This window comes from Croceicoccus marinus (assembly GCF_001661675.2).
Lineage (GTDB): Bacteria > Pseudomonadota > Alphaproteobacteria > Sphingomonadales > Sphingomonadaceae > Croceicoccus > Croceicoccus marinus.
In genome coordinates, this window is the sequence record NZ_CP019603.1 from 551,300 (window position 1) to 576,771 (window position 25,472).

Below are 25,472 nucleotides of genomic sequence, written 5' to 3' on the forward strand. Positions count from 1 at the left end.
GGAGAGGAAACTGCATGTCCGAAATGCCCGAGGATGTCCGCACCGCGCTGGAGCGGCACCTGATAGACTATTGCTATGCCGTCGACGGGCTGGAGGATGTGGGGCCACTGCTCGACCTGTTCACCGACGATGCGGTTGCGGATTTCTCCGCCATCGGCCTGCCCGCGATGACGGGGCGGGAGGAGATCGGCGCGTTCTACCGCGCGGTGTTTGCCGACATGACGCATCATTTCCACTTCATCAGCAATTTCCGGCCCGATGGCTGGGATGCCGATGAAGGCGCAGGCGCGATGACGGCCTATGTCATCGGCATGGGCGCGGCGAAGGATGGCAGCAGCATCACTGTGCAGGTCAAGTACCGGATGGAATGCGTACGGCAGGGCGGCGCGTGGAAGTGCCGCCATTACGCGATCACCCCGATGATGCCGATGCCCGGCTCGCTGGCGCAGGTGCACGGGGCACGCTGAACCGCGCGCCGATCAGATCTGCGAGAAGCCGCCGTCCATCACCAGCTCGTCGCAGGTCATGAAGCTGCTTGCGCCCGAGCACAGGAACACGACGCCGCCCGCCATCTCGCCGGGCCTGCCCAGCCGTCCGATCGGGTGCGCCGCGATGGTGCCCTGCTCGGCCGCCTCGACCGAGGGGGCCGCGCCCATTTCGACATAGCGCTGCATGATCGAGCCCAGCATCGGCGTCTCTATGCCGCCGGGATGCACCGAATTGACGCGGATGTTGTAACCCAGCGCCGCGAATTCGGCGCCAAGGCACTTGCTCATCATCTTCACCGCCGCCTTGCTGGTGCAATAGGCCGCGTTGAAGGCCGCACCGCGCAGGCCCCCCACGCTTGAGAAATTGACGACCGACGCGCCGCTGTCCCGCGCCTTGCCGCCCTGCTTCAGCAGCGGCAGCATCGCCTGCGTGCCGATGATGATGCTGTCGACATTGACCGCGTTCAGCCGGTGGAATTCGGCGAGCGGCGTATCCTCGAACTTGGTGACGATCGAGATCGCCGCATTGTTCACCAGCGCGTCGAGCCGTCCGTATTCCGACGCGATGAAATCGGCGATGCGCTGCCAGTCGTCGGCGCTGGTCACGTCATGCGCGAAATAATGGTCCGCGCCGGTGTTGCCGTCGTCGTCGCCAAGATCGGTCGCGATGACGCTCGCGCCCGCCTGCTTCATCGCGGCCACGATCTCGCGCCCGATGCCGCCCTTCGCGCCGGTGACCAGCGCGGTGCAATCGTTCAGTCCAAACATCGTCATTTCCCCCGTTCAGCGCGCGATATAGCCGCCGTCGACGACCATTTCGGACCCGGTCATGTAACTGGCCTCCTCGCTGGCGAGGAAGGCGATGGCGTCGCCGATTTCCTGCATCGTGCCCAGCCTGCCGACGGGGGTGGATTCGCTGACCTGCTTCTTGAGATCATCGGCCTTTTCCGCGACCCCGCGCGAAACCATGCGGTCGAAGCCTTCGTCCAGCAGCGGCGTCTGCACGAAGCCGGGGTGGACCGAATTGACGCGGATCGGCGCGCCATAGGTAGCGAACTCGACCGCGCATGCCTTGCTGAACTGGCGGATCGCGCCCTTGGACGCGCAATAGGCGCTGCTTTCGGGAAAGGCGACGAAACCCATGACCGAGCTGACATTGACGATGGTCGATCCGCCCTTGCGGTCCTTGCCGCTTCGCTCCAGCAGCGCATAGGCGTGCTTGGTGCCCAGGAACGCGCCGTCGCTGTTGACCGACATGACCTTGCGCCACAGCTCCAGCGTCATGTCCTGCACCCGGCCCGTGCCGTCGATGCCCGCATTGTTGACCAGTATGTCGAGCCGCCCGTCCTCACGCTCGATCCGGGCGATGGCGGCCTGCCACTGTCCTTCGTCGGCAACGTCAAGCGAGAGATAGGCGCCGCCCGGCACCGACTCCAATGCCTGCGAAACTGCGGTGTCGCCTTCCGGCTTCAGGTCCGCGATCCAGACCTTTGCGCCCTTTGCGGCCATGCTGCGTGCCGCAGCAAGGCCGATGCCCCGCACCGCGCCCGTGACCAGCGCGACGCGCCCCGCCAGTAAGCCGCTCATACGCCGGACATCCCGGCGGTCGACGCGCCGTCGATGGTATATTCCCCGCCCGAGATGAAGCCGGCCTCGTCGCTGCCCAGGAACGCGACCAGCGCGGCGATTTCCTCGACCCTGGCCATGCGGTTCAGCGGCGACATGCCTTCGTACATCGCGCGCGCGGCGGCGGGATCGGGCTGCGAATTCATGATCTTCTTGATCAGATCCGTCTCCACCACGCCAGGCAGGATCGAATTGACGCGGATCTGGTAGCCCGCCTGCCCGCAATAGTTCGCCGCCGACTTGCCCAGCGCCACCACCGCCGCCTTGGTCACCGAATAGGCCATGTAATTGCCCATCGCCCGGTGCGCGTTCATCGAGCTGTTGATGATGATCGAGCCGGTCGGCCCGCCGGGATTGTCCTTCATGATGCGCACCGCGTGCTGCACCGTCAGCATCACGCCGGTCAGGTTGATGTCGAGGATATTGTCCCACTCCTCGATCTCGATCGTCTCGACGCTGCCGTCGCCCTTTTCGATGCCCGCATTGGCAAAGGCGATGTCCAGCCTTCCGAAATCGCTGCGGATGCGGTCCGCAAGGCCTGCCCAGGCCGCCGCGTCCTGCACGCGGTGGCTGACGAAGGTCGCGCCCGTGTCGGCGCAGATCGGGTCCGCCGCTTCCTGCCGCGATCCGGTGAAGATCACCTTCGCGCCTTCCGCCGACAGACGGCGGACCGCGCCTTCGCCGATGCCGCCGGTTCCGCCCGTCACCAGGGCGACCTTGCCGCCGAACCTTTGTGCCATGTGCATCCTCTTTCGTTCTTATAGGCCACGGAAAATCGCGCCAAGCGGGTCGGCTGGCAACCTATGACTTCGGCAAGGTGACTGGGGAGGGCAAAAGGTGCAGTCTGTGTTCAAATCCCGGCGTATAGCGCCGCAATAACTGACAAAGAGGATGACAGGCGATGGCCGACATCGAACCCAAGGAACGCTTTGGCGAGGACCGCAGCGAAGGCATCAGCTGGAACGAGCTGATGGAGCGCGATTCGCGCCCCGCCCCCGAGATTCTGGTCGACGATTCCTATGAATATCGCGGGTCGGACCCGATCCCGGTGGAACGCTATATCAGCGAGGATTTCGCCGCGCTGGAGCGCGAGCGCATGTGGCCATATGTCTGGCAGTTCGCCGCGCGCGAGGAAGAGCTGATCGAGCCGGGCGATTACGTGGTGTTCGAGAATGCGGGCCGCAGCTTCCTTATCGTGCGGCAGGACGACGGGTCGATCCGCGCGATGCACAATGTCTGCCTTCACCGCGGGCGCAAGCTGCGGACCGAGGACGGCAATGCCGAGAAGTTCACCTGCCCGTTCCATGCCTTCACCTGGAAGAAGGACGGCAGTTTCGACCACGCGCCGTGCCAGTGGGATTTCCCCCATCTGAAGCAGAAGGACATGAGCCTGCCCGAGGCCGAGGTCGGCGTGTGGCAGGGCTATGTCTTCATCCGCGAAATGCCCGGCGGGCCGAGCCTTCAGGAATTCCTGGCCCCGCTGCCCGAGCATTTCAAGCGCTGGCGCCACGACGAATGCATCACCGTGATGCATGTCGCCAAGGAAGTCCCCGCCAACTGGAAGGTGGTGATGGAGGCTTTCATGGAAGCCTGGCACACCATCGTCACCCATCCGCAACTGCTGCCGTTCACGGGCGATTCCAATGGTGCCTATCGCACCTGGGGCGACAATGTGAACGCCAATCTGGTGCCCTTCGGCGTGATGAGCCCGCATATCCAGGAAGGACAGGGCGAGCAGTGGATCGTCGACCAGTTCATCAAGTACAACGGCCGCAGTTCGGACAATTACGACCCCGAAGGCGACCCGATGGCGATCGCGGTGCCCGAAGGCAAGACCGCGCGCGAGGCGCTGGGCGACCGGATGCGGCAGACGTATACCGAACAGACCGGCTATGATCATTCGGACGCGACCGATGCCGAGGTGCTGGACGCGCTGGTCTATAATGTCTTTCCCAATTTTGGCCCGTGGGGCGGGTTCATGCCGAACATCGTCTATAGCTGGTCGCCCGGAAAGACCGTGGACACCAGCGTGATGGAGGTCCGCATCCTGTCGCGCGTCAAGAAGGGCGAGCCCAAGCCGCCCGCCGCGCCGCGCAAGTTCCTGACGCTGGACCAGAAATGGACCGAAGCGCCCGAGCTGGGCGGACTGGGCGAAGTGTTCGAGCAGGACATGGACAATTTGCCCTATGTGCAGGAAGGGTTGCATGCATCGAAGACCGGTGAGGTGCAATTGGGCAATTACCAGGAAATCCGCATCCGCCAGTTCCAGGACACGCTGATGAAATATATCAATGGCGAACTGGGCGGCTTTGGGAAGGACGGGGCGCAGGCCTGATGCAGCGTATCGACCACGGGCCCGATCCTCTGGCCAATGCGACTGCCGAGAACCATCCCCAGCGTATCGACTGCGTCCTGATCGCGGGCGGCGTGTGGCACGACATCGATTTCGCGCGGCTGGAACTGCTGAAGCTGCTGGCCGAGGATCCGCGCATCCGCACCCGCGTGTTCGAGGATTACGAGAATGTCGAGGCGATCGCCGCCGCCGACATGCTGATCAGCTATACCTGCAACGTGGTGCCCAGCGACACCGCGCAGGAAGCGTTGCGCGACTGGGTCGAGGGCGGAGGGCGCTGGTATGCGCTGCACGGCACGAATTCGATCCTGAAGCTGATGGACGACGGACTGTTCCACGCCCCGCGCGAGGCTCCGCTGTTCATGGATGTGCTGGGCAGCCAGTTCATCTCGCACCCGCCGATCGCGCCTTATACTGTCACCGTGGCCGATCCCGATCACGAGCTGACCGCCGGGGTGGAGCCGTTCGAGACGACGGACGAGCTCTATCACCTGGAAACCCACGGCGATCTGCACGTACTGCTCGAAACCGACTGCACCGAGGAAGGCACCGGCTTTGCCGAGGCCGCCGATGCCCCCGGCATGCATCCGGTGATGTATATCCGCCAGCGGGGCGAGGGCGCGGTGCTGTACAACACGCTGGGTCATTGCCGCGGGCATTACGACCTGCAGCCGATGGCCGACTGGTGGCCCACGGTCGACCGCTGCGCGTGGGAGCTGCCAGTCTATTACGACCTGCTGCGCCGGGGCATCGAATGGGTCCAGCCAAAACGCTGATTTTTTCGGCGGCCCACCGGGATCCTTTTTCGTCGCAAATAGTTTTCTGGTCGCGGGCCGGGCCCCTCTGGCGCGTGTCGGGAATGGCGCGCGTGATGTCGGACCGCATCGGACATGCCGATGCGCTTCGCGGGGGCGTTGGTGACGTTTCTGCCTGAACTGCATCGCCTGTCCGGTCGACACATAATCGACAGGAGACGATGATGATGAAGGTCCAGCCAATCAAGTCAGAACATGCCGGTTCGCGCTGCACCCATGCAGATCGGGTTGGTCCAATCCGCGCGGTATCCCGCAGGGCAGCGCTAGGCGGCGTCGGAGCCGTCAGTGCCGCGGCCCTCTTTGCCGCTACCCATGGCGACGCCGCCGCCCAGCCGATAGCGGTGCCGCCAGCGCCGCCCGGCAAGGATCTGACGCCGGATCAGGCGCTGGATCTGCTGCGGCAGGGCAATGCCACCTTCCTGCGGGGCGAGGAAGTGACCCCTCCCAGCGCCAAGCGCCGCCTTGCGCTCGCCGCTGCGCAAGAGCCGTTCGCGGCCTATGTCACCTGCTCCGACAGCCGCGTGCCGCCCGAATTGCTGTTCGGGCGTGGGCTGGGCGAATTGTTCATCATTCGCAATGCGGGCAATACGGTCGACACGGTGGCGCTCGGCTCCATCGAATATGCCGTGGCGGTGTTGCAGGTTCCGCTGGTGGTGGTGATGGGTCACGAAAGCTGCGGCGCGGTCAAGGCGGCAAGCGACGTGGTGACGAACAACGCCATTTTCCCCGGCTCCATCGGGCCGATGGTGGAGCCGATCATTCCCGCCGTGCTGCAGGCGCGGGGCCAGCCAGGCGACAGCCTGGAAAACGCGGTCCGGCAGAACGTGCGCCGCGTGGTGCGCCAGCTGCGCGAGCATACCGATCCGATCATGCTCGATCCGCAAAAGGAGGGCCGGCTGAAAGTGGTCGGCGCCTATTACAGCCTGGGCACGGGCAGGGTCGATTTCTTCGACCTGCCCTAGAAATGGCGGGATCGCGGAGCCATCTTCGGGCGCCGCGATTTCGGCAGGCCTGTGCCGTTTTGACGGTTGCAGTCGGGAAGCGCGTGGCTGCCCCGATGGAACTACGCCACGCCGCCGCGTAGCCACCGCATCGCATGTTGGCCCGATGCGCTAGGCACGCAGGACGGGGTTATCTGCCGCCCTCGCGAACGCGGGAATCGCCGCAGGCATGGGCGGTTTCGTCCATCACGGGACTACCCCGGCGAACCGCGCGCGGATACCAGCGTGATCATCCCGAAATCGCGGTCGCCAGATCCCTTCTCGACCGGGATGGCAGTGTCGGTCGTCCACGCCGGCGCGCCGTCGGGGTCGTGGATCGTCGCGCGCAGCGAATAGCGGGCTCGTTCGGATAGCTGCCCATCGTCCACCACCAGTTCGAACGGGATCGGCACCTGCCGGTCGCCCAATGCGATCGTATCGCTGGCTATCACGATCGATCGCGCGTCGGCGCGTGACACGTCCTCCAGCCTGACGGTCGCGGTGCTGCCGGGGAGCAGGGCGATCCGTTCGCGATAGGTCAGCTGGCCGGTCAGCGTGATGGTCTCGCTTGCTCGCGTCACGGCATCGCTGTCCTCGCCATAGGTCATGCAGGCCCCCAATGACGCACATGCCAGCAAGGCGGGGAGGAAATATGTCGCGCGTTTCATGGGCCTGTTCCTGCTCGATCTTGTCTGAATGATCCCGTAACCGGCCCCTGTCCTGCCGGTTCCTTCGCGGAACGCGGTACAAGCCGGAATTCCGCGCTGCACGGGCCGCCCGACAAAGCGCGCAGGGCAGCGCAGGCAGGTCGCGGGAAGGATGCCGGGGGCAGGCCTTGTCGGCGGCGGGATTGATAACGCGGCGTTACTGACCAAATCGGATGGGCACCCCGGCCAATCATTTCATCTGGAGCCATCATGCCCTTTACCGACTTCCTGAAGCAGCAATGTTACATCGACGGCGCATGGTGCGATGCCGATGACGGCGCGACTGCCGATGTGACCGATCCGGGCACGGGCAAGGCGCTGGGCACCGTGCCGAAGATGGGCAAGGACGAAACGCGCCGCGCGATCGAGGCGGCGCATAGGGCCCTGCCCGGCTGGCGCGCGAAGACCGCGGGCGAGCGGTCGAAGCTGCTGCGCCGCCTGTTCGAGCTGATGATGCAGCACCAGGACGACCTGGGCGAATTGCTCTCGCGTGAGCAGGGCAAGCCGCTGGCCGAGGGGCGGGGCGAGATCGCCTATGGCGCGGGCTTCATCGAATGGTTCGCCGAGGAAGCGAAGCGCGCCTATGGCGATGTCATACCTCCGCATGCCGCCGACCGCCGGATCGTGGTGGTGAAGCAGCCCGTGGGCGTCGTCGGCGCGATCACCCCTTGGAACTTCCCCAACGCCATGATCACGCGCAAGCTGGGTCCCGCGCTGGCGGCAGGCTGCACCATCGTGATCAAGCCCGCATCGGCCACGCCTTTTTCCGCGCTGGCCATTGCCGCACTGTGCGAAGAGGCGGGCATTCCCGCGGGCGTCGTCAACGTGGTGACGGGCAGCGCCAGCGCGATCGGCGGCGAGCTGACCGCCAATCCCGTCGTTCGCAAGATCACCTTTACCGGATCGACCGAGGTCGGGCGGCAATTGCTGGCCGCGTCCGCCGACACCGTGAAGAAGACCAGCATGGAATTGGGCGGAAACGCCCCTTTCCTGGTGTTCGACGATGCGGACATCGATGCCGCCGTCGATGGAGCGATGATCTCGAAATTCCGCAACGGGGGCCAGACCTGCGTGTGCACCAACCGCTTCTATGTGCAGGCGGGCGTCTATGACGAGTTTGCCAGCAAGCTGGCCGAGCGGGTGAAGGCGCTGAAGCTGGGCTATGGACTGGAGGACGGCACCGACATCGGCCCGCTGATCGACGATGCCGCGGTCGAGAAGGTCGAGGAGCATCTGAAGGACGCGATGGATGGCGGCGCGAAGGTACTGGCGGGCGGCAGCCGCAGCGATCTGGGCGGCACCTATTTCGAACCGACCGTGCTGGGCGAGGTGAGCCATGACATGCTGCTGGCGCGCGAGGAAACCTTCGGGCCGGTCGCGGGTCTGATCCGCTTCGAGGAGGAAGACGAGGCGCTGCGCATGGCGAACGATACCGAATTCGGCCTCGCCAGCTATTTCTATGCGCGCGACATGGCGCGTATCTGGCGCGTGGCCGAGGCGCTGGAGGCGGGCATGGTCGGCATCAATACCGGGCTGATCTCTACCGAGGTCGCGCCGTTCGGCGGGATCAAGCAATCAGGGCTGGGGCGCGAGGGGTCGCACTATGGCCTCGATGATTATGTCGAGATCAAATATATGTGCATGGGGATCTGACCGGCGGGGGATATGACTGGCCGGGCGGGGGACGCGGCGCGTGCTTGAACGCGGTGGCGGTTTGGACTATATTCGAACCGAATAAGGACCATGAACCCATGAATATCCATGACCGCGTCAAGCCGATCAGCTTTCTGAAGGCGCATAGCGCCGATGTCATTCGCGAACTGGGCGAAGGGGCGGCGCCGCTGATCGTCACCCAGAACGGCGAGGCTAAGGCGGTGCTGCAGGATATCGGCAGCTATGAACAGACGCAGGAAGCGATGGCGCTGCTCAAGCTGATCGCGCTGGGCCGCGCCGACATGGCGGCGGACCGGACCGCGCCGGTCGCCGGGCTTGCGGACAGGATCCGCGAGCGGGGCTGATCGCCGCGCCGGGCAGCATGGCGAAACCGACCATCGACGTGCGCCTGTCCATCGGGGCGGAGCGCGACCTGTCCGGCATCTATCGCCGCCGCCTTGCGCAGCGCGGCGCGAGGGGCGAGGATGGGGCGGACGCGCTGCTGGACGATCTGGCTGCGGCGATCGAAAGCCTTGCCAGCCATCCAGCCCGAGGGCCCGTCGTGCCTGAGCTCGATGCGCTGGGCATTCACGAGTTCCGCCAGCTATCGCGCCCGCCGTTCCGTATCATCTATCTGCCCGAGGACGAGCGAGTGACCGTGCTGGTCGTCGCCGACGGCCGCCGCGATTTCCGCACCCTGCTGGGCGAGCGGCTGCTGGGAAGCTAGACCGGCCAGCTGGACCGGGCCGCGCATCTTGCCGTGGCCATCATCGCCGGCCTATGGGTGCGGAAAGACCGTGCCCGTCTACTTCGAGGAAGCCCCACATGACCATCCGGCCCTTCCACCTTGCATTTCCGGTCCACGACCTGGACGCCGCGCGCGCGTTCTGGGGCGGGGTGATGGGCTGCCCCGAAGGACGCAGCAGCGACGAGTGGATCGATTTCGATTTCTTCGGCCACCAGATCGTCGCGCACAAGGTTGATGGTAGCAAGCCGGCGGACGCGGGCGGCAATCCGGTCGACGGCCATGACGTGCCCGTGCCCCATTTCGGCGTGGTGCTGCGGATGGAGGATTGGCAGGCGCTGGCCGACCGGCTGACTGCCGCGGACACGAAATTCGACATCGAGCCCTATGTCCGTTTCAGGGGGCAACCGGGCGAACAGGCGACGATGTTCTTCCGCGACCCCAGCGGCAATGCGATCGAGATGAAGGCGTTCGAGAACCTGGACCAGCTGTTCGCGCGCTGATCCGCCCTGGACCGCGCCGCTATGCCATGCGCCGCGAATGGCGGAAGCGGGCATAGCGGTTGAGCAGGTCGGTGATCAGCTGGTCCTGCGAAAAGCCGGTCACGTCATGCGGCGTCTCGCCCTGCGAGGTGTGGGCCATCGCGCGGAAATGGCGCTGTTCGGCCTTGTGCGACTTCGACGTCTCGGCCCAGACGAAGCTGGGCATCAGGAACGGGCGGTTGCGGATCGTATAGGTGAACGCCCCGCGCTCGCCATGCGGGACGGTGAGCGCGATGCAGTCCTCCCCCTCCGAAATTTCGGGCGCGAAGCCGCCCTCGCGCATTTGCTGCGCCACCAGGTCCAGCGCGGGGCGCGCGGTCTCCGCCATGAAGGCGGTGATGTCCCCCTTGCCAAAATGCCCCATGATCGAGGTTAGCCGCTGCTGCCAGCTCAGCTCTGGCGTGGCGGGCGCACTGTCGACCAGCATCAGGTCGGTCGATGTTCCGATGCTCTCAAGCCGCAAGGCGCGGTAGAGGCCGTAGCAGATGAAGATCATGATCACCGCAAAGGGCAGCGCGCTGGCGATGGCGGCGGTCTGCAACGCCTCAAGCCCGCCCGCCACCAGCAGCACCGCCGCGATGGTCCCGGCGCATATCGCCCAGAAGATGCGCTGCCACACGGGCGGGTTCTCTGCCGCGCCCGAGGTTATCATGTCGATCACCAGTGCGCCCGAATCGGCCGAGGTGATGAAGAAGGTGATGACCAGGAAGGTCGCGATCAGCGAAGTGATCGCGCCCAGGGGGAGCGCATTCAACGTCTCGAACAGGGCGACGGGCAGGTTGTTCGCTACCGTGTCGGCGATCGGCGCAGCGCCGGTCAGGTCCAGCGCGATGGCGGTATTGCCGAACACCGTCATCCACAGGAAGGTGAACAATACCGGCACCAGCAGCACGCCGCCGACGAACTCGCGGATCGTCCTCCCGCGCGAGATGCGGGCGATGAACATGCCGACGAAGGGCGACCACGCGATCCACCAGCCCCAGTAGAACAGTGTCCAGTCCGCCAGCCAGGGGTTGGGTTCGTATGCGTACATGCGGAAGGTGCGCGGCACGACCGATCCCAGATAGGTGCCCACGTTCTGCACGAAGGCCTGCAGCAGGAACACGGTGGATCCCGAAAACAGCACGAAGCCCAGCAGCAGGATGGCAAGGATGATGTTGAGCTCGGAAAGGCGCTTGACCCCCTTGTCGAGGCCGAGGAACACCGACATCGTCGCCAGAGCGGTGATGACCGCGATCATCACCAGCTGCGTGCCCGTGCCGACCGGTACGCCGAACAGATAGGCGAAGCCCGCATTGACCTGCAGCACGCCAAAGCCGAGCGAGGTCGCCACGCCGAACATCGTGCCCAGCACCGCGAAGATGTCGACCGCATGGCCGATCGGCCCGTATATCCGCCGCCCGATCAGCGGGAACAGCGCCGACCGGATCGTCAGCGGCAGGCCGCGCCGGAACGAGAAATAGGCGAGCGACAGCCCGACGACGATATAGATCGCCCAGGCATGCAGCCCCCAGTGGAAGAAGGTCAGCGTCATCGCCTGCCGCGCCGCCTCCACCGTTTGCCCCTCTCCGATCGGGGGGGAGGCATAGTGCTGGATCGGCTCTGCCACGCCGAAGAAGACGAGGCCGATGCCCATGCCCGCGCTGAACAGCATCGCGAACCAGCTGAGATAGCTGTATTCGGGCTCGCTCTCGTCCGGGCCCAGCTTCACGTCGCCGTGGCGGCTGAGCATCAAATAGATCACGAACACCAGGAAGCCCGCGACGGCGGTGATGTACAGCCAGCCGAAATCGCGGACCACGAAATCCTGCACCTGCGAGAACACGCCTTCCGCGACGCGCGGCGCCAGCGCGCCGAACAGCGCGAAGGCCAGGATCAGCGCCGCCGAGATGAAGAACACCGGCGGATTGACCGCGATCCGCGCGCTTTCCTGGGCAGGCGCGGCTTCTTCCAGGACGGGGTCTTGCATGATGGAGCCTTGGATCGGGAAGGGATTCGGCCTCCTCTAGGGGAGGGGGGCCGGGTTCTTCAACCATCCAGGCGCGAAAGCGTGCCGCGGGGCGTGCGGCCCTAGCGGCCCATCAGATTGCGGATATGCTCCGCCGCGGTGCGGGCATTGACGCTGACGAGATAGCGGACCTGCTCGAGCTCCTTGTAGAGCGGGTCGTCTTCGGACGAGGCGAGGAAGCCCATGTGCCATTCGGCGAATTGCCGGGTCGGCACCGGGACCAGGTCGATCAGCTTGATCTCGCGGTGGCGGAAATCACAGCAGATGCTTTCGAACACGCGCTCGACCTCTGCCTGCGGGCCTTCCAGCACCTGGATGAAGCTGTCCTCGACATAGACGAGGCTGCCGGTGATGCCCGCCTTGGCGTTGCGGAGGGCGGACTGGCGCGCGATCTGCGCGATCTGGTCGGTGCGGCGCGGAGAGGTTTCGGCGCTCCGGCTGGTGTAGAGCAGCTTGCACAAAGGCATGGCGAAGGAACCTTTCAGGCGGCGGCCGCGCCGGCAGACTTGCCGGGGCCTGATGCGGCCAGACCCGCGGTGAGGTCGACAGCGAGGTCGGCGGCATGGGAAGCGGCGTAAGTAGCAGCATCGGCAGAGGCGGTGCGCGCTTCCAGCCATTGCTTCAGCTCGGTGGCGGGGATCGGGTGGCTGATCAGGAAGCCCTGCACATGGTCGCAGCCATGGTCGGTGATGAAGGACAGCTGCTCCGCCGTTTCGATCCCCTCTGCCGTGATCTGCATGTCAAGGCTTTCGCCCAGCTGGGCGATGGCGCGCACGATCGACGCGCTGCTGGGATCGTGGGGCAATTGCCGCACGAAGGAACGGTCGATCTTGATGCGGCTGATCGGAAAGCGGTGCAGATAGCTGAGCGAGGAATAGCCCGTGCCGAAATCGTCGAGCGAGATGCGGATGCCCAGGTCGCGCAGCCGGTTCAGCGTCTTCAGGGCCGCCTCGTCATTGCCGAGCAGCGCGGTCTCGGTGATCTCGAGCTCGAGCCGGCTGGCAGGCAGGCCCGATTCGGTCAGCGCCTGGATCACCGTCTGCGGCAGGCGCGGGTCCAGAAGCTGGACCGGAGAGATATTGACCGCGACGTCGATGTCGTCGGGCCAGGTCGCGGCATCGCGGCACGCCTGCATCAGCACGCCCGCCCCGATGCGCGAGACCAGGCCAAGCTCCTCGGCGATGGGGACGAATTCGGCCGGCGAGATTGGGCCGCGTTCCGGGCAGGTCCAGCGCAGCAGCGCCTCTGCCGATATCATGCGGCCGCTGCGCGGGTCGATGACGGGCTGGTAGGCGACCTCGAAATCCTCGCGCATGCAGGCGCGGCGCAGATCGGCTTCCAGGAAGCGGCGGCGTTTCAGATCCTCCATCAGCTCGGGCTCGAACTGGCAGAACCGCTCGCGCCCCCCGCGCTTGGCGGTATAGAGCGCGACATCGGCATGCTGGGTCAGCGTTTCGGCATCGGTCCCGTCATGCGGTGCCATGCTGAAGCCGACGCTGCCGCCCAGTTCCACCACATTGCCGTTGACGACGAAGGGGCGGGACAGGATCTCGACCAGGCGGGCGGCAATGCGCGCGATCTCGATCCGGCTGGTGCCGCCGCGCGCGATGACGGCAAATTCGTCGCCGCCGATGCGTGCGACCAGGTCGGTGCGCCGCGCCGCAAGCAGCAGCCGGGCCGCGACCTTCTGCAGGATGATATCGCCCATCGGGTGGCCCAGCGTGTCGTTGACCGGCTTGAACCGGTCGAGGTCGATCAGCAGCAGGCCGAACCCGTAGTCGTTGTCGCCCAGCCGGGCGCATTCCTGTTCCAGCGCCTCGGCAAAGCTGTGGCGATTGGCCAGCTCGGTCAGCTTGTCGTGCATCGCGATATGCGCCAGCTCCGCCTGCGAGGCGAAGCGGGCGCGGTTCTCGACCAGATAGCTTGATATGGCGGCACCCACGATGATCGCGGCGACCATCGCGATGGCCGAGGCCATGGCGGCGAACGCCTCGGCATTCTGTTGGCCCGGCAGTCCCGAAAGAGGCGTGACCGAGAATGCGGCCATGCCGGTGAAATGCAGCGTCACGATGGCGGCGGCAAACAGGCCCCAGGCCGCATCCGGGCGCGGTGCCGAAGACGCGCGCAGCCGGTTCACCATGGCGGCCGACAGCACCACCGACAGGACGACCGATCCGATCACATGGGGCATGTCCCAATGCACGATCCCGTCGACCCGATAGGCGAACATGCCGACATAATGCATCGCCGCGATGGCCAGCCCGATCGTGCCGCCGCCCAGCAAGGTCGCGATCCAGCGCCGGGGCAGGGTGGCCAGCATCAGGCCCGATCCGATGCCCACGACCGCGATCACAGCCGACACCACCGTCAGCGGCCCGTCGAACGACACCGGCGCCAGCGAGCGATAGCCCAGCATGGCGATGAAATGGGTAGCCCAGGTCACCGATCCGGCAGCCACCGCCGCCAGGAAGCACCAGTGATAGCGCGCCGCGCCGGTTTCCTCGATCGTGCGCTTGAACAGCATTACCGCGACGAAAGCGCCGATCAGGCAGATCACGGCGGCCAGCACCACCAGCCGCCAGTCGTGTTCCTGGGCCAGGCAGGCCAGTATGCGCATAGATACTCCGCAATCCGTCGACGCCGCTTCGCCGACAAGTCTCCGCAGTAGCCCGTAATTGCTTTAGATTTCTTTGCGCCGTGTTCCCCGCGTCTACGTATTCCTGCGTGCCCGGTGAAAAAGAGATCGGATCGCATGCCCGGCTGGTCCGTTGATCGGGAAAGGGCGACGTTGGCGGCGATCATCCCGCCGCTGCGCCACGCGCTGATTGAAAGGGAAAACGCGGATGAATGACACAGACCCGCAGCACAGCCGGACCGGGGGGCACCAGCGCCCCACCATCAGCGCGCAGGACGCGCGCGGGGGCGAGATCATTCTGCGAACGCGCCGCAGGCGCACGATCTTCATTGCGGGGCTTGTCGGCTTCGTGTTGCTGGCGGTCGTGCTCGCGCTGGCGGGCCTGGTTTGACGGGGAGCGGGGTAATGTCCACGCAGCCCGCCCTGCCCGGTGACGAGACATCCAGCTTGCGCGAATTGCTGCGGCTTTGCCTGTGGGACCTCTATGCGGGGTGCCAGGCGGTCGAGCAGCGGCTCCCCGCTGTGGCACGCCACGCGGCGGATGCAAGCTGGCGCGCCGAGGTGCAGGATCTGCCCGCAGCTGCGCGCCTGCGTGCCCAGCGGATGCATGCCGCTGCGGCAGGCGGGTGCGACGATGGGCCGGACAATCTGTGGATGGACGGCATCATGGACGATGCAGAGCGCGACACGCGCACGATAGCGGCGGGCCCTCTGCTTGATATCGCAATGATCGGAGCGGTGCACAAGGCGATCGCAGCCGAGCGCGCGTCGATCCTGACCGCCAAGGCCATTTCCGCCCAGCTGGGCGAAAGCGCGGCGCTGCAGGCGCTGACCCTGAACGAGGGGGAGTTGCGCGGCCAGGAAGTCACGCTGGACCAGCGCCTGCAGGCCTTGACTTCGACTATCTAGCGCGCTGGCTTGCCGCTGACGGGACCGTCATGCTTCTTTTCCGCCGGCTTCTTGCGGGTCTCGCCTTCGCGTGGGCCGGTCTTGTCCGGTTCGATCGGCAGGTCGTCCTTTCGCAGCGTCACCTTGCGCGAGTCTTCGGGTTCATATTCGCCCATGATCCATGTCCTTTCATTAAGCCATTCACCGAACCGACGCGCGGCGCGGCAAAGCGTTCCCCCGCCGAACTGTCGCATCAGCTGTCGAAGTCATTGGGCGCAGCTGCGGCTCGTTCGGTCGCAAACCGCCGCTGCCGGCGGCGGGCGGGCCCCGCCGGAACCTCCCGCTAACGCCTTGACAGCAAACGCAAAGGCGAAAGGCCGGTTCGGCTGTCGGCCCGCCGCTTGATCGTGGTTAACGGAACAGGCGAAAGCGGGCGGGGTTCTGGAGTCGTACCGGAAGATAAGAGGTCCGCTCGCTCCAAGTTGTCGAAGAAGACGCTTGATCTGCTTCAACGGCAGGACCGAGGGAGGGATCTAGCCGACATTTCACAAGCACAGGAGACGACCCCATGTCCTTTCTCGACAAACTGGCGGCGGCCATCGCGCCGGCTGCTTCCAAGGAAGACCGTGCCGAGGCACGCCGCAAGGCGGAAGCCCTGGCCGGGCGCGAGGAGTGGATCGGGCTGATCGTGCAGCAACACAAGCAGATCGAGACGCTGATTTCGGAAGCCGCCACGGCCCCCGGCGCGGATGCCCGGCGCAAGGCGGTCCGCGAATTCGAGCGCGTGCTCACCGGCCACGCCACGGCCGAGGAAGCGGTGCTCTATCCCGACATGGCAGAGTTCAGCGGCAAGACCCATGCCGGAATGGGTTATGAAGAACACGCGATGACCAAGATCCAGGTGGCGAAGCTTGAGAAGCTGGACCCGATGTCGGACGAGTGGCGCGAGAAGATCGACCATATCCGCAGCGCGCTGGAACAGCACATGTACCAGGAGGAAGGTAGCTGGATGCCCGACCTGGCTGAGAAGCTGCCGCAGATCGACAGGACCCGGCTGACCGAACGCTTCGTCGAGGAGTACGAGCGTTATTGTGGAGACGGTTCGGCGCGTCAGGGCGCGATGGCGGGCGCTGTCCAACGCTGACGCGGAAAACGCGCAGATGGCACGGCCCGTCAGCGGCCGTGCCGACCAGCGGGTGTTTGCGCGCCTGCGGCATCGGGCTGGAAACGCGTGTGAATTAGTCCTGCCCTCCCACAATCCGGCTATCCTTGACCGGTTCGTATAGGTTGTCCTTTGCCTCCTGCGAGGTCGGCTGGTCCGGGTTGGTCTGCGTCTGGCCGCCCAATGTTATCGCTGCGTCCGCGCAGCGCCTGGCAAATCGCCCGCACGGACCGCGGATAGCCATAGCCGAATGCGTCCCGTCCGGCGTACGGCGGGCGGTGCTCTCAGTTCGCGCCGGCGGGTCCTAACTCGGCGCGTGGGACGTATTGGTGAAGGACGCGCGTCGGGAACATCAATGGCGGTAGCTGCGTTTTGGAACTACGCTTCGGTTCGAAGCGAGAGGGTTCATCCAATGTTTTCGCCGGATGAACCCTTGGGGAAGGCGACCCGCCTGACAGGGCCGCCTTCTTTGCGTCAGGCGCCGAGCCTCAGGCTGTGGCGGCCATGATCTGCCAGATCGTCGTATCCGCGGTCGGGACCCGGCGTATCCGGCACAACATCTTGTCATTCTTCCAGAGTTCGGCAGACCTGCCGGAAGACTCCTTGTGCGCATAAATCAGCGCGGCGGCAGCGTCGTTTGCATCGAATTCGACGGCCAGCTCGTCATTCTTGCCATTCTTGGGGAAAACCAACTTGTAGTGCATGCGCAAACCTCTCTCATCCCCAACCCTACGGGTGGGGTCCCACCGAAAAGAATCGTTTTCGCTGAATAGATCCTTGTCCGAGACTTGCGCGTTTTCAACAAAATTTTAGCTATTATTTGTTAATTTAATGGTAGCGATAACATCGATTTACGCTCGATCTTCGCGATTATTGTCCGACATATGCTGGGGCCTGAAGGGCGGGGCGAAACGTGCTGCGATGCGCTGCCGATCAGCGGCAGGCGCCGCCGTCGGGCCAGCCGGTCCAGCCCGGTCCGTGGACGAAACGCCCCGGCGCCGCGCCCGTATGCTCGCCTTTCGCAAGCACCTGTACACCGTTTACGAACACGTCGCGCACGCCAGTGGAATACTGGTGCGGCTCGGCATAGGTCGCCTTGTCGCCGATAGTCGCGGGATCGAAGATCACGACATCGGCGAACTTGCCCTCCGCCAGCAATCCACGGTCGCGGATGGACAGGTTTTCGGCGGGCAGCGCAGTCAGCTTGCGCACCGCTTCGGCCAGCGAAAGCGCCTGTTCCTCGCGCACATATTTGCCCAGCAGGCGGGCGAAATTGCCATAGGCACGCGGGTGGGTGTCGCTCTGCAGGAAGATGCCTTCCGCCGCGGGCGCCTCGGCGTCGGAGCCGAAGCTCATGTAGGGCAGGGCGGTCTGACGGCGCACGTTTTCCTCGGACATCAGGAAAAAGGCCGCGCTGATCCCGCTGCCGTCTTCCAGCAGCAGGTCGATCACCGCATCCTCGACGCTGACGCCGCGCATCTGCGCCACTTCGGCCAGGGTCTTGCCGGTCAGGCCTTTCATGTCGGGGTTCGAAAAGCCGACCAGCAAGACGTTTTCGCCGCCGCCGGCAAGGCGCAGCAGGTTCTCCCACCCGGTATCGGATCGGCGCATCTCGGCCACGATGCGGGCGCGGGTCGCCGGATCGCGCAGCCGCGCAAGCAGCGCGTCATAGCCGCCGTCCTGCGCCCAGGGCGGCGTCACCGCGGCCAGGAAGGTGCCGCCCGCGGTATAGAGATACATGTCGGTGGTGATCTCCAGCCCCTCGGCCCGCGCGGCCTCGATCTGGGCGATCACTTCGGGCAGGCGGTCCCAGTTGTCCTTGCCCGCCAGCTTGAGGTGGTAGATCTCGGCCGGAACGTCGGCCTCGCGCGCGATGGTGACCAGCTCGTCGATGGCGGCGGCGATATTGTCGCCTTCCGATCGCATGTGGCTGATATACATCCCGCCGCATTGCCCGGCTTCCTGCAACAACGCGACCAGTTCGGGCGTCTCGGCGTAGTTTGCGGGCGCATAGATCAGCGAGGATCCGACCCCCAGCGCGCCTTCCTCCATCGCGGTGCGGACCAGCGCGCGCATGCGGGAAAGCTGCCGGGGCGTGGGATCGACATCGGCCTCGCCAAGCTCGTGCATGCGCACCGTGGTGGCGCCGACGAAGCTGGCGATGTTGGGCGACACGCCCTTGTCTTCCAGGAACTGCAGATATTCGCCCAGCGTGGTCCAGGTGATCGGATACTTGATGTCGCCCTGACGCGCGGTCGCCTCGTCCTTCATCGCCTGGGTATAGGGGCCCATCGACCAGCCTTCGCCAAAGACTTCCAGCGTGATCCCCTGTTTCAGGTCGGACATGCCGCGTCCGTCGACGATCAGCGATTCGTTCGCCCAGCTCAGCATGTTGATTAAGCCGGGGGAGACCGCCATGCCGCTGGCGTCGATCTCGGTCCTGCCGCGGCCTTCGACCGTGCCGACATCGGCGATGCGGTCGCCGTCGATGGCGACATCGCCGACGAAGGGCGCGCCGCCCGATCCGTCATAGACCGTGCCGCCGCGAATGACCGTGTCGTGCATGGCCGCCTGCGGGACCGACGCGCAGCCCGCAAGCAGCGCGGCGGTGGCGGTCGCTAGGGCGGTGAAACGTCCGGCTGCTCGCGTCATGGTGCCTCTCCCTGTTGGGCGCTGTCGCTAGCGACCGGCGTGAACAGCAGGTCGCGGTAGTCCCAGCTGGAATCGGCGACGGGCGAAACCGCCTTCATCGTGATCCGGTCCACCGCGCCTTCGGCGTCGAGCTGGAAGGTGACATAGGCAGGCTCGAACCCTTCCTCGTCATAGCGGGTGACGAAAGTGTCGTATTGCCAGTGCTCCAGCGTGGCGGTGACGCCCTGCCAGTGCGGGTAATCGACTTTCAGCGCGCCATCCTGCTCGGTGATGGCGATCGTGCCGAACCATGGGTCCTTGTAGCGTCCCGCATAGGCGGACAGCGGGCGCGAGGGGCCGACATCGGCGGGCCTGCTTTCTGGCGCGGCAAGCGCCCGAGCAGCATCGCTGAAATAATCGTCGATGAACTTGCCGAATTCGGCGGGCCAGTCGTTGCCCTCGATCCCCAGGTAATGGTCGATCAGCTCGAATTGCAGGCCGGTCAGCAGGCCCGCTTCCTCGCTGTTGGTGGCAAGGAAGATGCCGACATCCTGTTCGGGCAGCAGGATCAGCCGGGTGATCGATCCATAGACGCCGCCGCCATGCATGATCACGCGCGATCCCTGGTAATCGCGCACGTTCCAGCCCAGCGCATAGGTGTTGAACAGCGGCTCGGTTCGGTCGAGCGGGGCGGGGAAGCCGGGTTCGGGCATCAGCACGACGGGGGACCACATCTCGCGCGCCTGCTCCTCGCTGAACAGGCGGGCGTCCGCGGTGCCGGTGTCGGGAAGATCGCCAAGCGCAAGCTGCGCCTCGATCCAGCGGGCCATGTCGTTGGCGCTGGCGGCGATCCCGCCCGCGGGCGCGGCGACCTGCGATACGATCAATCTGTCGTCCAGCCGTTCCATCGTTCCCATGCCGCGGATCGGGCCGTCGATGCGCGCGTGCGGGTCAGCGATCAGCCTTTCGTCGCCGCGATCGTCGTTGCGGGTGGTGGCGCGGGCCATGCCGGCGGGGCGCAGGATGCGCTCGGTGGTGAACGCCTCCCAATCCTGCCCGCTGACCTTTTCGATCAGGCGGCCCGCGACCATGTAGAGGATGTTGTCATAGGCATAGCTGCCGCGAAAATCGTTCTCCAGCGGGATATGGCCCAGCCGTTCGACCACGTCGGCGCGGGTCAGGTCGCTGCGCGGCACGAACAGCAGGTCTCCCGCGCCCAGCCCCAGGCCGCTGCGATGGACCAGAAGGTCGCGCACCGTCATCTCGCGCGTGATCCAGGCGTCGGCCATGCGGAATTCGGGCATGTGGTCGATGACGGGATCGTCCCAGCCGATCTTCCCGTCGTCGACCAGTATGGCCAGCCCCGCGGCGGTGAAGGCCTTGGTCACCGAACCGATGGCGAAATTGGTGTCGGCGGTGACCGGCACGGGGTCCTCCAGGTCGGTGACGCCGAACCCGCGTGCGAAAGTGACTTCCCCGTCCTCCACGATGGCGACCGATGCGCCGGGCGCGCCGAAACTGTCGAGCAGCGCGTTCACCCGCGCCTCCAGATCGGCGGGCGGCGCGGCGGCGGCGGGCGCGGCGCACAGGCACAGGACAAGCGAGACGGGTGCCAGCAGGCGCGGCAATGTGCGGATCATGACGGTAAAGCCTCCGGAGCGCGTTTGACGATGCGATAGGTGCCGATGACCAGCAGCGGCAGGACAAAGAGAAACAGCATGACATACCCGAACAGGCCGTAGCCCTGCGCGATCAGGTCGATCAGGCCAAGCCGCGCGGCCAGCACGCCCGATCCGATGACGACCAGCGCGCCGATGCCGATGCGGGCCAGCGGCGGCAGTTCGTGCCCGCGCCGCCGGGCGGCGGTGGCGGCGCGTTCTTCCAGCGCGTTCACCATGCCGACGCCGGTTTCCAGCAGCGCGATGAAGATCATCCCCTGGAACAGGAACGCAAACCAATCCGCGCCCATCCGGTCCAGCAGGAAGTCGGATGGCAGGGCCGCATCGCCGATGGCGGGATAGAACGCGGTCATCGACAGGAACATGACCAGCGCGGGCAGCATGGCGAGCGGCCCGGCCAGCAGCCCCGCCACCACCGCGTCGCGCCGCGATGTCTGGTGCCGCAGGAAGGGCAGGATCAGCACCGCGCCAATGACGTTATAGCTGGCATAGGTGACGCCGCCCCCGATCCAGCCGGTGCCGACGGGCGCATCGTTCCAGTTGCCGCCGATGGCGCCCCCGAACGCGATCAGCGCCAGCACCAGGAACAGCCCATAGACCGCATAGATGGCAAGCGAGGAGAAGCGAAACATCCGCTCTGCCGCCGCGGTGCCCATGCCGGCGACCGCGATGGTCAGCGCCAGCAGCAGCGCGGTGCCCGCCCATGTCGGCCAGGCAAGCAGTGCCGCGCCGATCTCTCCCGCGGCGGCGGCCATCACCGCGATCACCAGCACCATGAACAGCACATAGGCGATCTCGAACAGGATCCAGCCGGGGCCCAGCAGGTGCTGGAAGAACATGCGGTAGTCGCCCGCCTGCACCTGCCGCGCGAAGACGAATGTCAGCGCGCAGACCACGCTCCAGATACACATGGCGAGCAGCATGCCGAGGAAACCGCCCATCGGCCCGCTGCCCAGGAAGAACTCGGCAATCTCGCGCCCGGTGGCATAGCCGCCGCCGATCACCACCGCCTTGAAGGCGAAACCCGGCAGGACGAGGCGCCGGAACCAGTCGTCTGGAAGCCCCGCGCTCACGATCCCAGGCAGCTGTCGAGCAGGCGGGCGAGCGGTGGTCCGCCGATCATCGGATCGGCCACCGGCAGGCCCAGCCGCGCCGCCTCGCGCTCCATCAGCGCATGCGCCTCGGCGCGGTCCATCCCGGCGGTGTTGAAGGCCGCGCCGCCGCAGCGGATCGCGGGATTGGTGCGCCTGCCCAGCATCGTGGTCAGCTCGATCACCTCCTCGATCGAAGGCAGCGCATAGGTTTCGTGGCCGAGAATATGCGTGCGCCCCGGCTGGTGGCAGACCACGAACACGTCGGGCTGGCTGCCGTGCAGCAGCGCAAGCGACACGCCCGCATAGGCGGGGTGGAACAGCGATCCCTGCCCCTCGATCACGTCCCAGTGATCGGCAGCGGCATCGGGAGACAGCGCCTCTGCCGCGCCCGCCGCGAAATCGACGACCACGCTGTCGAGCGCGATGCCCCCGCCCGAAATCATGATCCCGGTCTGGCCCGAGGCGCGGAAATCGGCATCGATCCCGCGATCCGCCATCGCCCGCTGCAGCGCGAGCGCGGTGTATTTCTTGCCCAGCGCGCAATCGGTGCCGACGGTCAGCAGACGCTTGCCAGCGCGCTTGCGGCCCGTGCCCACCTGCAGGCCCGCGGGCGGCGTGCGGATGTCGACCAGCCGCGCGCCCGAACGCTGCGCCGCGGCGCGCAGTTCGGGAATGTCGGCCAGCCGCGCATGCATCCCGCTGACGATGTCGAGCCCCGCGTCCAGCGCCTCTGCCAGCGAAGGGATCCACGCGGGCGCGATCTTGCCGCCCGAATTGGCGATGCCGATCACCAGCGAGCGCGCGCCCCTTGCCGCCGCCTCGCCCATCGTCAGCCGTTCCAGCCCCGCGCTGACGCTGGCCTGCGGCAGGGCGAATTCGCCGACGCACCGATCGCCCGCCCAGTCGCGCAGGCCGAAGGCGGTCTTGGCATAGCCAGGTTCGGTACAATCGCCCAGGAACAGCAGATAGGGCGGCGCGAAGCCGTGCCCGGCCGCTGCCGGTTCATCGGCGGACATCGCCCGCTCTCCCGCCTCCGCGATCAAAAGCCTGCCGCCAGCGAGAGCCCGATGGTGCGCGGACGGATCGGCGAGGCGGAGACCAGCGTACCCGGACGGGTGCCGAATTCGCCCACGTTGGACAGCCCCAGCGAATTGGTCAGGTTGCGCGCATAGGCGGTGACGCTGAACGCGCCGAAATCGACCCCGGCGCGCAGATCCACCTTTTCATAGCCGTCGAGGTCCAGCCGGCGGCCGAAGGTCGCGCGATAGGCCGGGTCGAACGCGGCGGACTGGTCGCTGATCAGCTGCACATCGCCGCCGACGAAGGCCAGCGCATCCCCGCCCAGCGCCCATTCGTAGTCGAGGCTGAGCGTGGTGCTGAGCTTGGGCGTATAGGGCAGTTCGTCCCCGTCGAGGCCGCCGGTGACCGGGGGCGTATCGTCGGTCAGCTTGGCATCGTTGTACGCGCCGTTGATCGCCAGCTGCAGGCCCGCGGTGGGGCGCAGCGTGGCGCTGACTTCCGCGCCATAGACGCGCGCGCCGCCGCCATTGTCGTTCGCACCGACCGGCCCGATGGCGCTGTCGAACGCGCCGAAAATCAAGATGTCGTTCCAGTCGAGGTAATAGACCGCCCCGTCGAAGGCGAAGCTGCGGTCCGCCGTCTCGCCCCGCAGGCCGATTTCATAGCTGATCAGCGTATCGGCGTCGTACTGCACGGGGAAATCCGGACCCGCGCCGGGCGGGATGACATTGGGGCCGCCCGGACGATACCCCTTGGCCACTCGCGCATAGACCGAGCTGAGATCGCCGAGTTCGTAGCGGGTCGATGCCGACCAGGTGAACACGTTCTCGCTCGATTCGCCGTCGGTGATGTTGGGCGAGGGGAGGCCCTGCAGCGGCTGGAACGCGCCCTGTTCGATCTGGACGACGTTCTGCTCGTTATGGCTGTAGCGGATGCCGCCGCCGACTTCCCAGCGCGGTGTGATGTGCAGCTCCGCATTGGCGAAACCGGCGATCTCCTCGTAATCGGAATTGAGGTCGAGCGTCAGCAGGTCGGCAAAGCCCAGCAGCGTGGGATCGAACAGCTCGCCGGTGTCCTGCACGAAGGGGATCAGCTCCTGGTGCAGTTCGACCTTCTCGTCGGTGTAATAGCCGCCGACCTGCCATTCGAACACTTCGGAATCCTGCGAGGAGAGGCGCACTTCCTGCGTGAATTTCTCCTGCTCGAGCGGCGCGGCAAGGATCGCGCCGATGGTGTCGGTGCGCCCGCCCAACGCCTGGTAGACGAAGGTGACGGTGGGGCCAAAGCCGATGGTGTTGTCGGTCGTCTGGTCCTGCTCCAGCGTGCCATAGCTGGTGACCGAGGTCAGCGTCGCGAAGCCCAGGTCGAAGTCCAGCGTGCCGTTGTAGAGCCGGTAGTCGACATCATTGTCGTCGGGAAAGAACTCCACGCGGCTCAGGCCGCTCAGCGCCTCGCCGGTGAAGGGATCGGTGGTGATGGGCTGCTTGGTGACGGGATCGGCTTCGTACGAGCTTGGCGATCCGGCGCGAATGTTCTGCGCGATCGCGGTCAGCCGCAGCGACAGCGCGTCGCTGGGCTGGAACAGCGCGGAGATACGGCCGCCATAGATGTCCGCCTCGTCCGCTTCCTTTTCGAAATCGCGGCCGATGATGTCGACGAAACCGGCCTGCCGGCGATAGAAGCCGCTGGCGCGAATGGCGATAGTGTCGCCCACCGGCACGTTGACCAGCGCATTGCCCGACCAGCCGGTGCCGCCGCCATCGACGAATTCGACGCCCGCCTGCGCGCGCATTTCATATTCGCCCAGCGCGGGCCGGTTGGTGACGAAGCGGATCACCCCGCCCAGCGAGTTGGATCCATAGAGCGTACCCTGCGGCCCGCGCAGCACTTCCACCCGCTGAAGGTCGAAGGTGTCGAAATCGCCCGCCAGCACCGCGGCATTGCCCAGGCTGGAACTGGACCCGAAGGGGGTGTCGTCGACATAGATCGCGACAGTGGAGCCGACCGATCCGGTGTTGATGCCGCGCAGGATCACGCGCGTCTCGCCCGGATTGCTCTGCGTGATGCTAAGGCTGGGGACCAGCTCGGCATAGTCGGAGAAGCTGCGGGCCTGCTGGCGCTCCAGCGTATCCTCGCCCACCACGCTGATCGACTGGGGGATCTCGGCCAGAAGCTCGGTCCGCTTCTGCGCGGTGACGACGATGTCGGCGGGGTTCTGCACGCGTTCGACCCGGACGGGTTCGTTCTGCGCCGCCCCGTCCTGCGCCGCCGTTTCAGCGGCGTCGGCTGCGGCGGCGACGGCCGGCATCGCCAGCGCCATGACGGCCGCGCCCGCATGCATTCCGGCACGCCGCATCGCCCGGTTCATCACCTGCCCCGATGTCGTGATCTGCACCATGTCCCTAAGTCCCCTATGCCCGCGCGTCGGCCGTTTTCGCCCGGCGCG

At 66.0% G+C, this 25,472-nt stretch carries 25 protein-coding genes; 11 read left to right on the forward strand and 14 right to left on the reverse strand.

The genetic code is table 11. The annotated features are described in order from the left end of the window. Positions 1-14: 14 nt before the first annotated feature. Positions 15-467 (forward strand): nuclear transport factor 2 family protein, encoded by a 453-nt coding sequence (locus tag A9D14_RS16705; protein ID WP_066850436.1) that lies wholly within the window; start codon positions 15-17, stop codon positions 465-467. Positions 468-479: 12 nt separating this feature from the next. On the opposite strand, the gene A9D14_RS16710 is transcribed toward A9D14_RS16705, so the two are convergent. Genes A9D14_RS16710 through A9D14_RS16720 form a run of 3 tightly spaced genes read right to left on the reverse strand, consistent with a single transcriptional unit; the run spans position 480 to position 2,854 of the window. Continuing rightward, positions 480-1,256 carry an SDR family NAD(P)-dependent oxidoreductase gene (locus A9D14_RS16710; RefSeq protein WP_415877357.1) on the reverse strand — a complete coding sequence of 259 codons (777 nt, stop codon included), beginning with the start codon at positions 1,254-1,256 and terminating at the stop codon, positions 480-482. A 15-nt stretch (positions 1,257-1,271) separates the two neighbouring features. After that, a complete protein-coding gene (locus A9D14_RS16715; protein ID WP_066850438.1) occupies positions 1,272-2,075 on the reverse strand; it encodes an SDR family NAD(P)-dependent oxidoreductase in 804 nt (267 codons plus the stop codon). Continuing rightward, positions 2,072-2,854, reverse strand: a complete 783-nt coding sequence (locus tag A9D14_RS16720; protein WP_066850439.1) for an SDR family NAD(P)-dependent oxidoreductase — start codon at positions 2,852-2,854, stop codon at positions 2,072-2,074. The genes A9D14_RS16715 and A9D14_RS16720 overlap by 4 nt, the downstream gene beginning before the upstream one ends. Before the next feature lie 161 nt (positions 2,855-3,015). On the opposite strand from A9D14_RS16720, the gene A9D14_RS16725 reads away from it, so the two are divergent. From A9D14_RS16725 to A9D14_RS16735, 3 genes are all read left to right on the forward strand, one after another. After that, positions 3,016-4,449 carry an aromatic ring-hydroxylating oxygenase subunit alpha gene (locus tag A9D14_RS16725; protein WP_066850441.1) on the forward strand — a complete coding sequence of 478 codons (1,434 nt, stop codon included), beginning with the start codon at positions 3,016-3,018 and terminating at the stop codon, positions 4,447-4,449. Continuing rightward, positions 4,449-5,243 (forward strand): ThuA domain-containing protein, encoded by a 795-nt coding sequence (locus A9D14_RS16730; RefSeq protein ID WP_066850443.1) that lies wholly within the window; start codon positions 4,449-4,451, stop codon positions 5,241-5,243. The genes A9D14_RS16725 and A9D14_RS16730 overlap by 1 nt, the downstream gene beginning before the upstream one ends. 380 nt (positions 5,244-5,623) lie before the next feature. Then, the gene (locus A9D14_RS16735) at positions 5,624-6,244 is read left to right on the forward strand and encodes a carbonic anhydrase (protein WP_415877358.1); all 621 of its coding nucleotides are present in this window, start codon (positions 5,624-5,626) and stop codon (positions 6,242-6,244) included. A 233-nt stretch (positions 6,245-6,477) separates the two neighbouring features. Here the strand turns inward: A9D14_RS16735 and A9D14_RS16740 are convergent, their stop codons facing one another. Next, positions 6,478-6,930: a YbaY family lipoprotein gene (locus A9D14_RS16740; protein WP_083988136.1), complete on the reverse strand. Its 453-nt coding sequence runs from the start codon at positions 6,928-6,930 to the stop codon at positions 6,478-6,480. Between the two features lie 249 nt (positions 6,931-7,179). Here A9D14_RS16740 and A9D14_RS16745 point away from each other — a divergent pair, with 249 nt between their 5' ends. The 4 genes from A9D14_RS16745 to A9D14_RS16760 all read left to right on the forward strand — a co-directional run bounded on the left by A9D14_RS16745 (position 7,180) and on the right by A9D14_RS16760 (position 9,870). Then, a complete protein-coding gene (locus tag A9D14_RS16745) occupies positions 7,180-8,622 on the forward strand; it encodes an NAD-dependent succinate-semialdehyde dehydrogenase (protein WP_066850446.1) in 1,443 nt (480 codons plus the stop codon). Between the two features lie 98 nt (positions 8,623-8,720). Then, entirely contained in the window at positions 8,721-8,987 is a 267-nt protein-coding gene (locus tag A9D14_RS16750) for a type II toxin-antitoxin system Phd/YefM family antitoxin (protein ID WP_066850447.1), read from the forward strand. 17 nt (positions 8,988-9,004) lie between these two features. After that, positions 9,005-9,349 carry a type II toxin-antitoxin system RelE/ParE family toxin gene (locus tag A9D14_RS16755; RefSeq protein WP_066850449.1) on the forward strand — a complete coding sequence of 115 codons (345 nt, stop codon included), beginning with the start codon at positions 9,005-9,007 and terminating at the stop codon, positions 9,347-9,349. A 98-nt stretch (positions 9,350-9,447) separates the two neighbouring features. Next, complete coding sequence (locus tag A9D14_RS16760) at positions 9,448-9,870, forward strand: VOC family protein (protein WP_066850451.1); 423 nt, start codon at positions 9,448-9,450, stop codon at positions 9,868-9,870. Between the two features lie 19 nt (positions 9,871-9,889). Here A9D14_RS16760 and A9D14_RS16765 read toward each other — a convergent pair whose 3' ends face one another. The 3 genes from A9D14_RS16765 to A9D14_RS16775 all read right to left on the reverse strand — a co-directional run bounded on the left by A9D14_RS16765 (position 9,890) and on the right by A9D14_RS16775 (position 14,534). Beyond that, on the reverse strand, positions 9,890-11,878 hold the full coding sequence (locus A9D14_RS16765) for a BCCT family transporter (protein WP_066850453.1): 1,989 nt from the start codon (positions 11,876-11,878) through the stop codon (positions 9,890-9,892). A gap of 101 nt (positions 11,879-11,979) precedes the next feature. Then, positions 11,980-12,384 carry a BLUF domain-containing protein gene (locus A9D14_RS16770; protein WP_066850455.1) on the reverse strand — a complete coding sequence of 135 codons (405 nt, stop codon included), beginning with the start codon at positions 12,382-12,384 and terminating at the stop codon, positions 11,980-11,982. A 14-nt stretch (positions 12,385-12,398) separates the two neighbouring features. Next, a complete protein-coding gene (locus A9D14_RS16775; protein ID WP_066850457.1) occupies positions 12,399-14,534 on the reverse strand; it encodes a putative bifunctional diguanylate cyclase/phosphodiesterase in 2,136 nt (711 codons plus the stop codon). A gap of 226 nt (positions 14,535-14,760) precedes the next feature. Between A9D14_RS16775 and A9D14_RS16780 the strand changes: the two genes are divergently transcribed. Beyond that, on the forward strand, positions 14,761-14,943 hold the full coding sequence (locus A9D14_RS16780) for a hypothetical protein (protein ID WP_066850459.1): 183 nt from the start codon (positions 14,761-14,763) through the stop codon (positions 14,941-14,943). A 14-nt stretch (positions 14,944-14,957) separates the two neighbouring features. Beyond that, positions 14,958-15,461, forward strand: a complete 504-nt coding sequence (locus A9D14_RS16785) for a DUF892 family protein (protein WP_066850461.1) — start codon at positions 14,958-14,960, stop codon at positions 15,459-15,461. On the opposite strand, the gene A9D14_RS19680 is transcribed toward A9D14_RS16785, so the two are convergent. Next, positions 15,458-15,616: a hypothetical protein gene (locus A9D14_RS19680; RefSeq protein ID WP_157668291.1), complete on the reverse strand. Its 159-nt coding sequence runs from the start codon at positions 15,614-15,616 to the stop codon at positions 15,458-15,460. The two genes, A9D14_RS16785 and A9D14_RS19680, sit on opposite strands and share 4 nt — an antisense overlap. A 392-nt stretch (positions 15,617-16,008) precedes the next feature. Here A9D14_RS19680 and A9D14_RS16790 point away from each other — a divergent pair, with 392 nt between their 5' ends. Continuing rightward, positions 16,009-16,584, forward strand: coding sequence for a hemerythrin domain-containing protein (locus tag A9D14_RS16790; RefSeq protein WP_066850463.1), 576 nt, complete (start codon positions 16,009-16,011; stop codon positions 16,582-16,584). 506 nt (positions 16,585-17,090) lie between these two features. Here the strand turns inward: A9D14_RS16790 and A9D14_RS16795 are convergent. From A9D14_RS16795 to A9D14_RS16820, 6 genes are all read right to left on the reverse strand, one after another. Continuing rightward, complete coding sequence (locus tag A9D14_RS16795; protein ID WP_066850466.1) at positions 17,091-17,306, reverse strand: hypothetical protein; 216 nt, start codon at positions 17,304-17,306, stop codon at positions 17,091-17,093. Between the two features lie 229 nt (positions 17,307-17,535). Beyond that, the gene (locus tag A9D14_RS16800) at positions 17,536-19,254 is read right to left on the reverse strand and encodes an N-acyl-D-amino-acid deacylase family protein (RefSeq protein WP_066850468.1); all 1,719 of its coding nucleotides are present in this window, start codon (positions 19,252-19,254) and stop codon (positions 17,536-17,538) included. Beyond that, positions 19,251-20,873 (reverse strand): serine hydrolase, encoded by a 1,623-nt coding sequence (locus A9D14_RS16805; protein WP_066850469.1) that lies wholly within the window; start codon positions 20,871-20,873, stop codon positions 19,251-19,253. The genes A9D14_RS16800 and A9D14_RS16805 overlap by 4 nt, the downstream gene beginning before the upstream one ends. Then, complete coding sequence (locus A9D14_RS16810; protein ID WP_232469008.1) at positions 20,870-21,985, reverse strand: YkvI family membrane protein; 1,116 nt, start codon at positions 21,983-21,985, stop codon at positions 20,870-20,872. Before A9D14_RS16810 ends, A9D14_RS16805 begins: the two co-directional genes overlap by 4 nt. After that, on the reverse strand, positions 21,982-23,022 hold the full coding sequence (locus A9D14_RS16815; protein ID WP_066850471.1) for a DUF1611 domain-containing protein: 1,041 nt from the start codon (positions 23,020-23,022) through the stop codon (positions 21,982-21,984). Before A9D14_RS16815 ends, A9D14_RS16810 begins: the two co-directional genes overlap by 4 nt. Positions 23,023-23,045: 23 nt before the next feature. Beyond that, positions 23,046-25,424 (reverse strand): TonB-dependent receptor, encoded by a 2,379-nt coding sequence (locus A9D14_RS16820; RefSeq protein WP_232469010.1) that lies wholly within the window; start codon positions 25,422-25,424, stop codon positions 23,046-23,048. Positions 25,425-25,472 lie beyond the last annotated feature (48 nt).

Excerpts from the sequence above, each read along its gene's own strand:
- A9D14_RS16705 (WP_066850436.1), top strand. The coding sequence starts at position 15 with ATGTCCGAAATGCCCGAGGATGTCCGCACCGCGCTGGAGCGGCACCTG.
- A9D14_RS16710 (WP_415877357.1), bottom strand. The coding sequence starts at position 1,256 with ATGTTTGGACTGAACGATTGCACCGCGCTGGTCACCGGCGCGAAGGGC.
- A9D14_RS16715 (WP_066850438.1), bottom strand. The coding sequence starts at position 2,075 with ATGAGCGGCTTACTGGCGGGGCGCGTCGCGCTGGTCACGGGCGCGGTG.
- A9D14_RS16720 (WP_066850439.1), bottom strand. The coding sequence starts at position 2,854 with ATGGCACAAAGGTTCGGCGGCAAGGTCGCCCTGGTGACGGGCGGAACC.
- A9D14_RS16725 (WP_066850441.1), top strand. The coding sequence starts at position 3,016 with ATGGCCGACATCGAACCCAAGGAACGCTTTGGCGAGGACCGCAGCGAA.
- A9D14_RS16730 (WP_066850443.1), top strand. The coding sequence starts at position 4,449 with ATGCAGCGTATCGACCACGGGCCCGATCCTCTGGCCAATGCGACTGCC.
- A9D14_RS16740 (WP_083988136.1), bottom strand. The coding sequence starts at position 6,930 with ATGAAACGCGCGACATATTTCCTCCCCGCCTTGCTGGCATGTGCGTCA.
- A9D14_RS16745 (WP_066850446.1), top strand. The coding sequence starts at position 7,180 with ATGCCCTTTACCGACTTCCTGAAGCAGCAATGTTACATCGACGGCGCA.
- A9D14_RS16750 (WP_066850447.1), top strand. The coding sequence starts at position 8,721 with ATGAATATCCATGACCGCGTCAAGCCGATCAGCTTTCTGAAGGCGCAT.
- A9D14_RS16755 (WP_066850449.1), top strand. The coding sequence starts at position 9,005 with ATGGCGAAACCGACCATCGACGTGCGCCTGTCCATCGGGGCGGAGCGC.
- A9D14_RS16760 (WP_066850451.1), top strand. The coding sequence starts at position 9,448 with ATGACCATCCGGCCCTTCCACCTTGCATTTCCGGTCCACGACCTGGAC.
- A9D14_RS16765 (WP_066850453.1), bottom strand. The coding sequence starts at position 11,878 with ATGCAAGACCCCGTCCTGGAAGAAGCCGCGCCTGCCCAGGAAAGCGCG.
- A9D14_RS16770 (WP_066850455.1), bottom strand. The coding sequence starts at position 12,384 with ATGCCTTTGTGCAAGCTGCTCTACACCAGCCGGAGCGCCGAAACCTCT.
- A9D14_RS16775 (WP_066850457.1), bottom strand. The coding sequence starts at position 14,534 with ATGCGCATACTGGCCTGCCTGGCCCAGGAACACGACTGGCGGCTGGTG.
- A9D14_RS16780 (WP_066850459.1), top strand. The coding sequence starts at position 14,761 with ATGAATGACACAGACCCGCAGCACAGCCGGACCGGGGGGCACCAGCGC.
- A9D14_RS16785 (WP_066850461.1), top strand. The coding sequence starts at position 14,958 with ATGTCCACGCAGCCCGCCCTGCCCGGTGACGAGACATCCAGCTTGCGC.
- A9D14_RS19680 (WP_157668291.1), bottom strand. The coding sequence starts at position 15,616 with ATGGGCGAATATGAACCCGAAGACTCGCGCAAGGTGACGCTGCGAAAG.
- A9D14_RS16790 (WP_066850463.1), top strand. The coding sequence starts at position 16,009 with ATGTCCTTTCTCGACAAACTGGCGGCGGCCATCGCGCCGGCTGCTTCC.
- A9D14_RS16795 (WP_066850466.1), bottom strand. The coding sequence starts at position 17,306 with ATGCACTACAAGTTGGTTTTCCCCAAGAATGGCAAGAATGACGAGCTG.
- A9D14_RS16800 (WP_066850468.1), bottom strand. The coding sequence starts at position 19,254 with ATGACGCGAGCAGCCGGACGTTTCACCGCCCTAGCGACCGCCACCGCC.
- A9D14_RS16805 (WP_066850469.1), bottom strand. The coding sequence starts at position 20,873 with ATGATCCGCACATTGCCGCGCCTGCTGGCACCCGTCTCGCTTGTCCTG.
- A9D14_RS16815 (WP_066850471.1), bottom strand. The coding sequence starts at position 23,022 with ATGTCCGCCGATGAACCGGCAGCGGCCGGGCACGGCTTCGCGCCGCCC.
- A9D14_RS16820 (WP_232469010.1), bottom strand. The coding sequence starts at position 25,424 with ATGGTGCAGATCACGACATCGGGGCAGGTGATGAACCGGGCGATGCGG.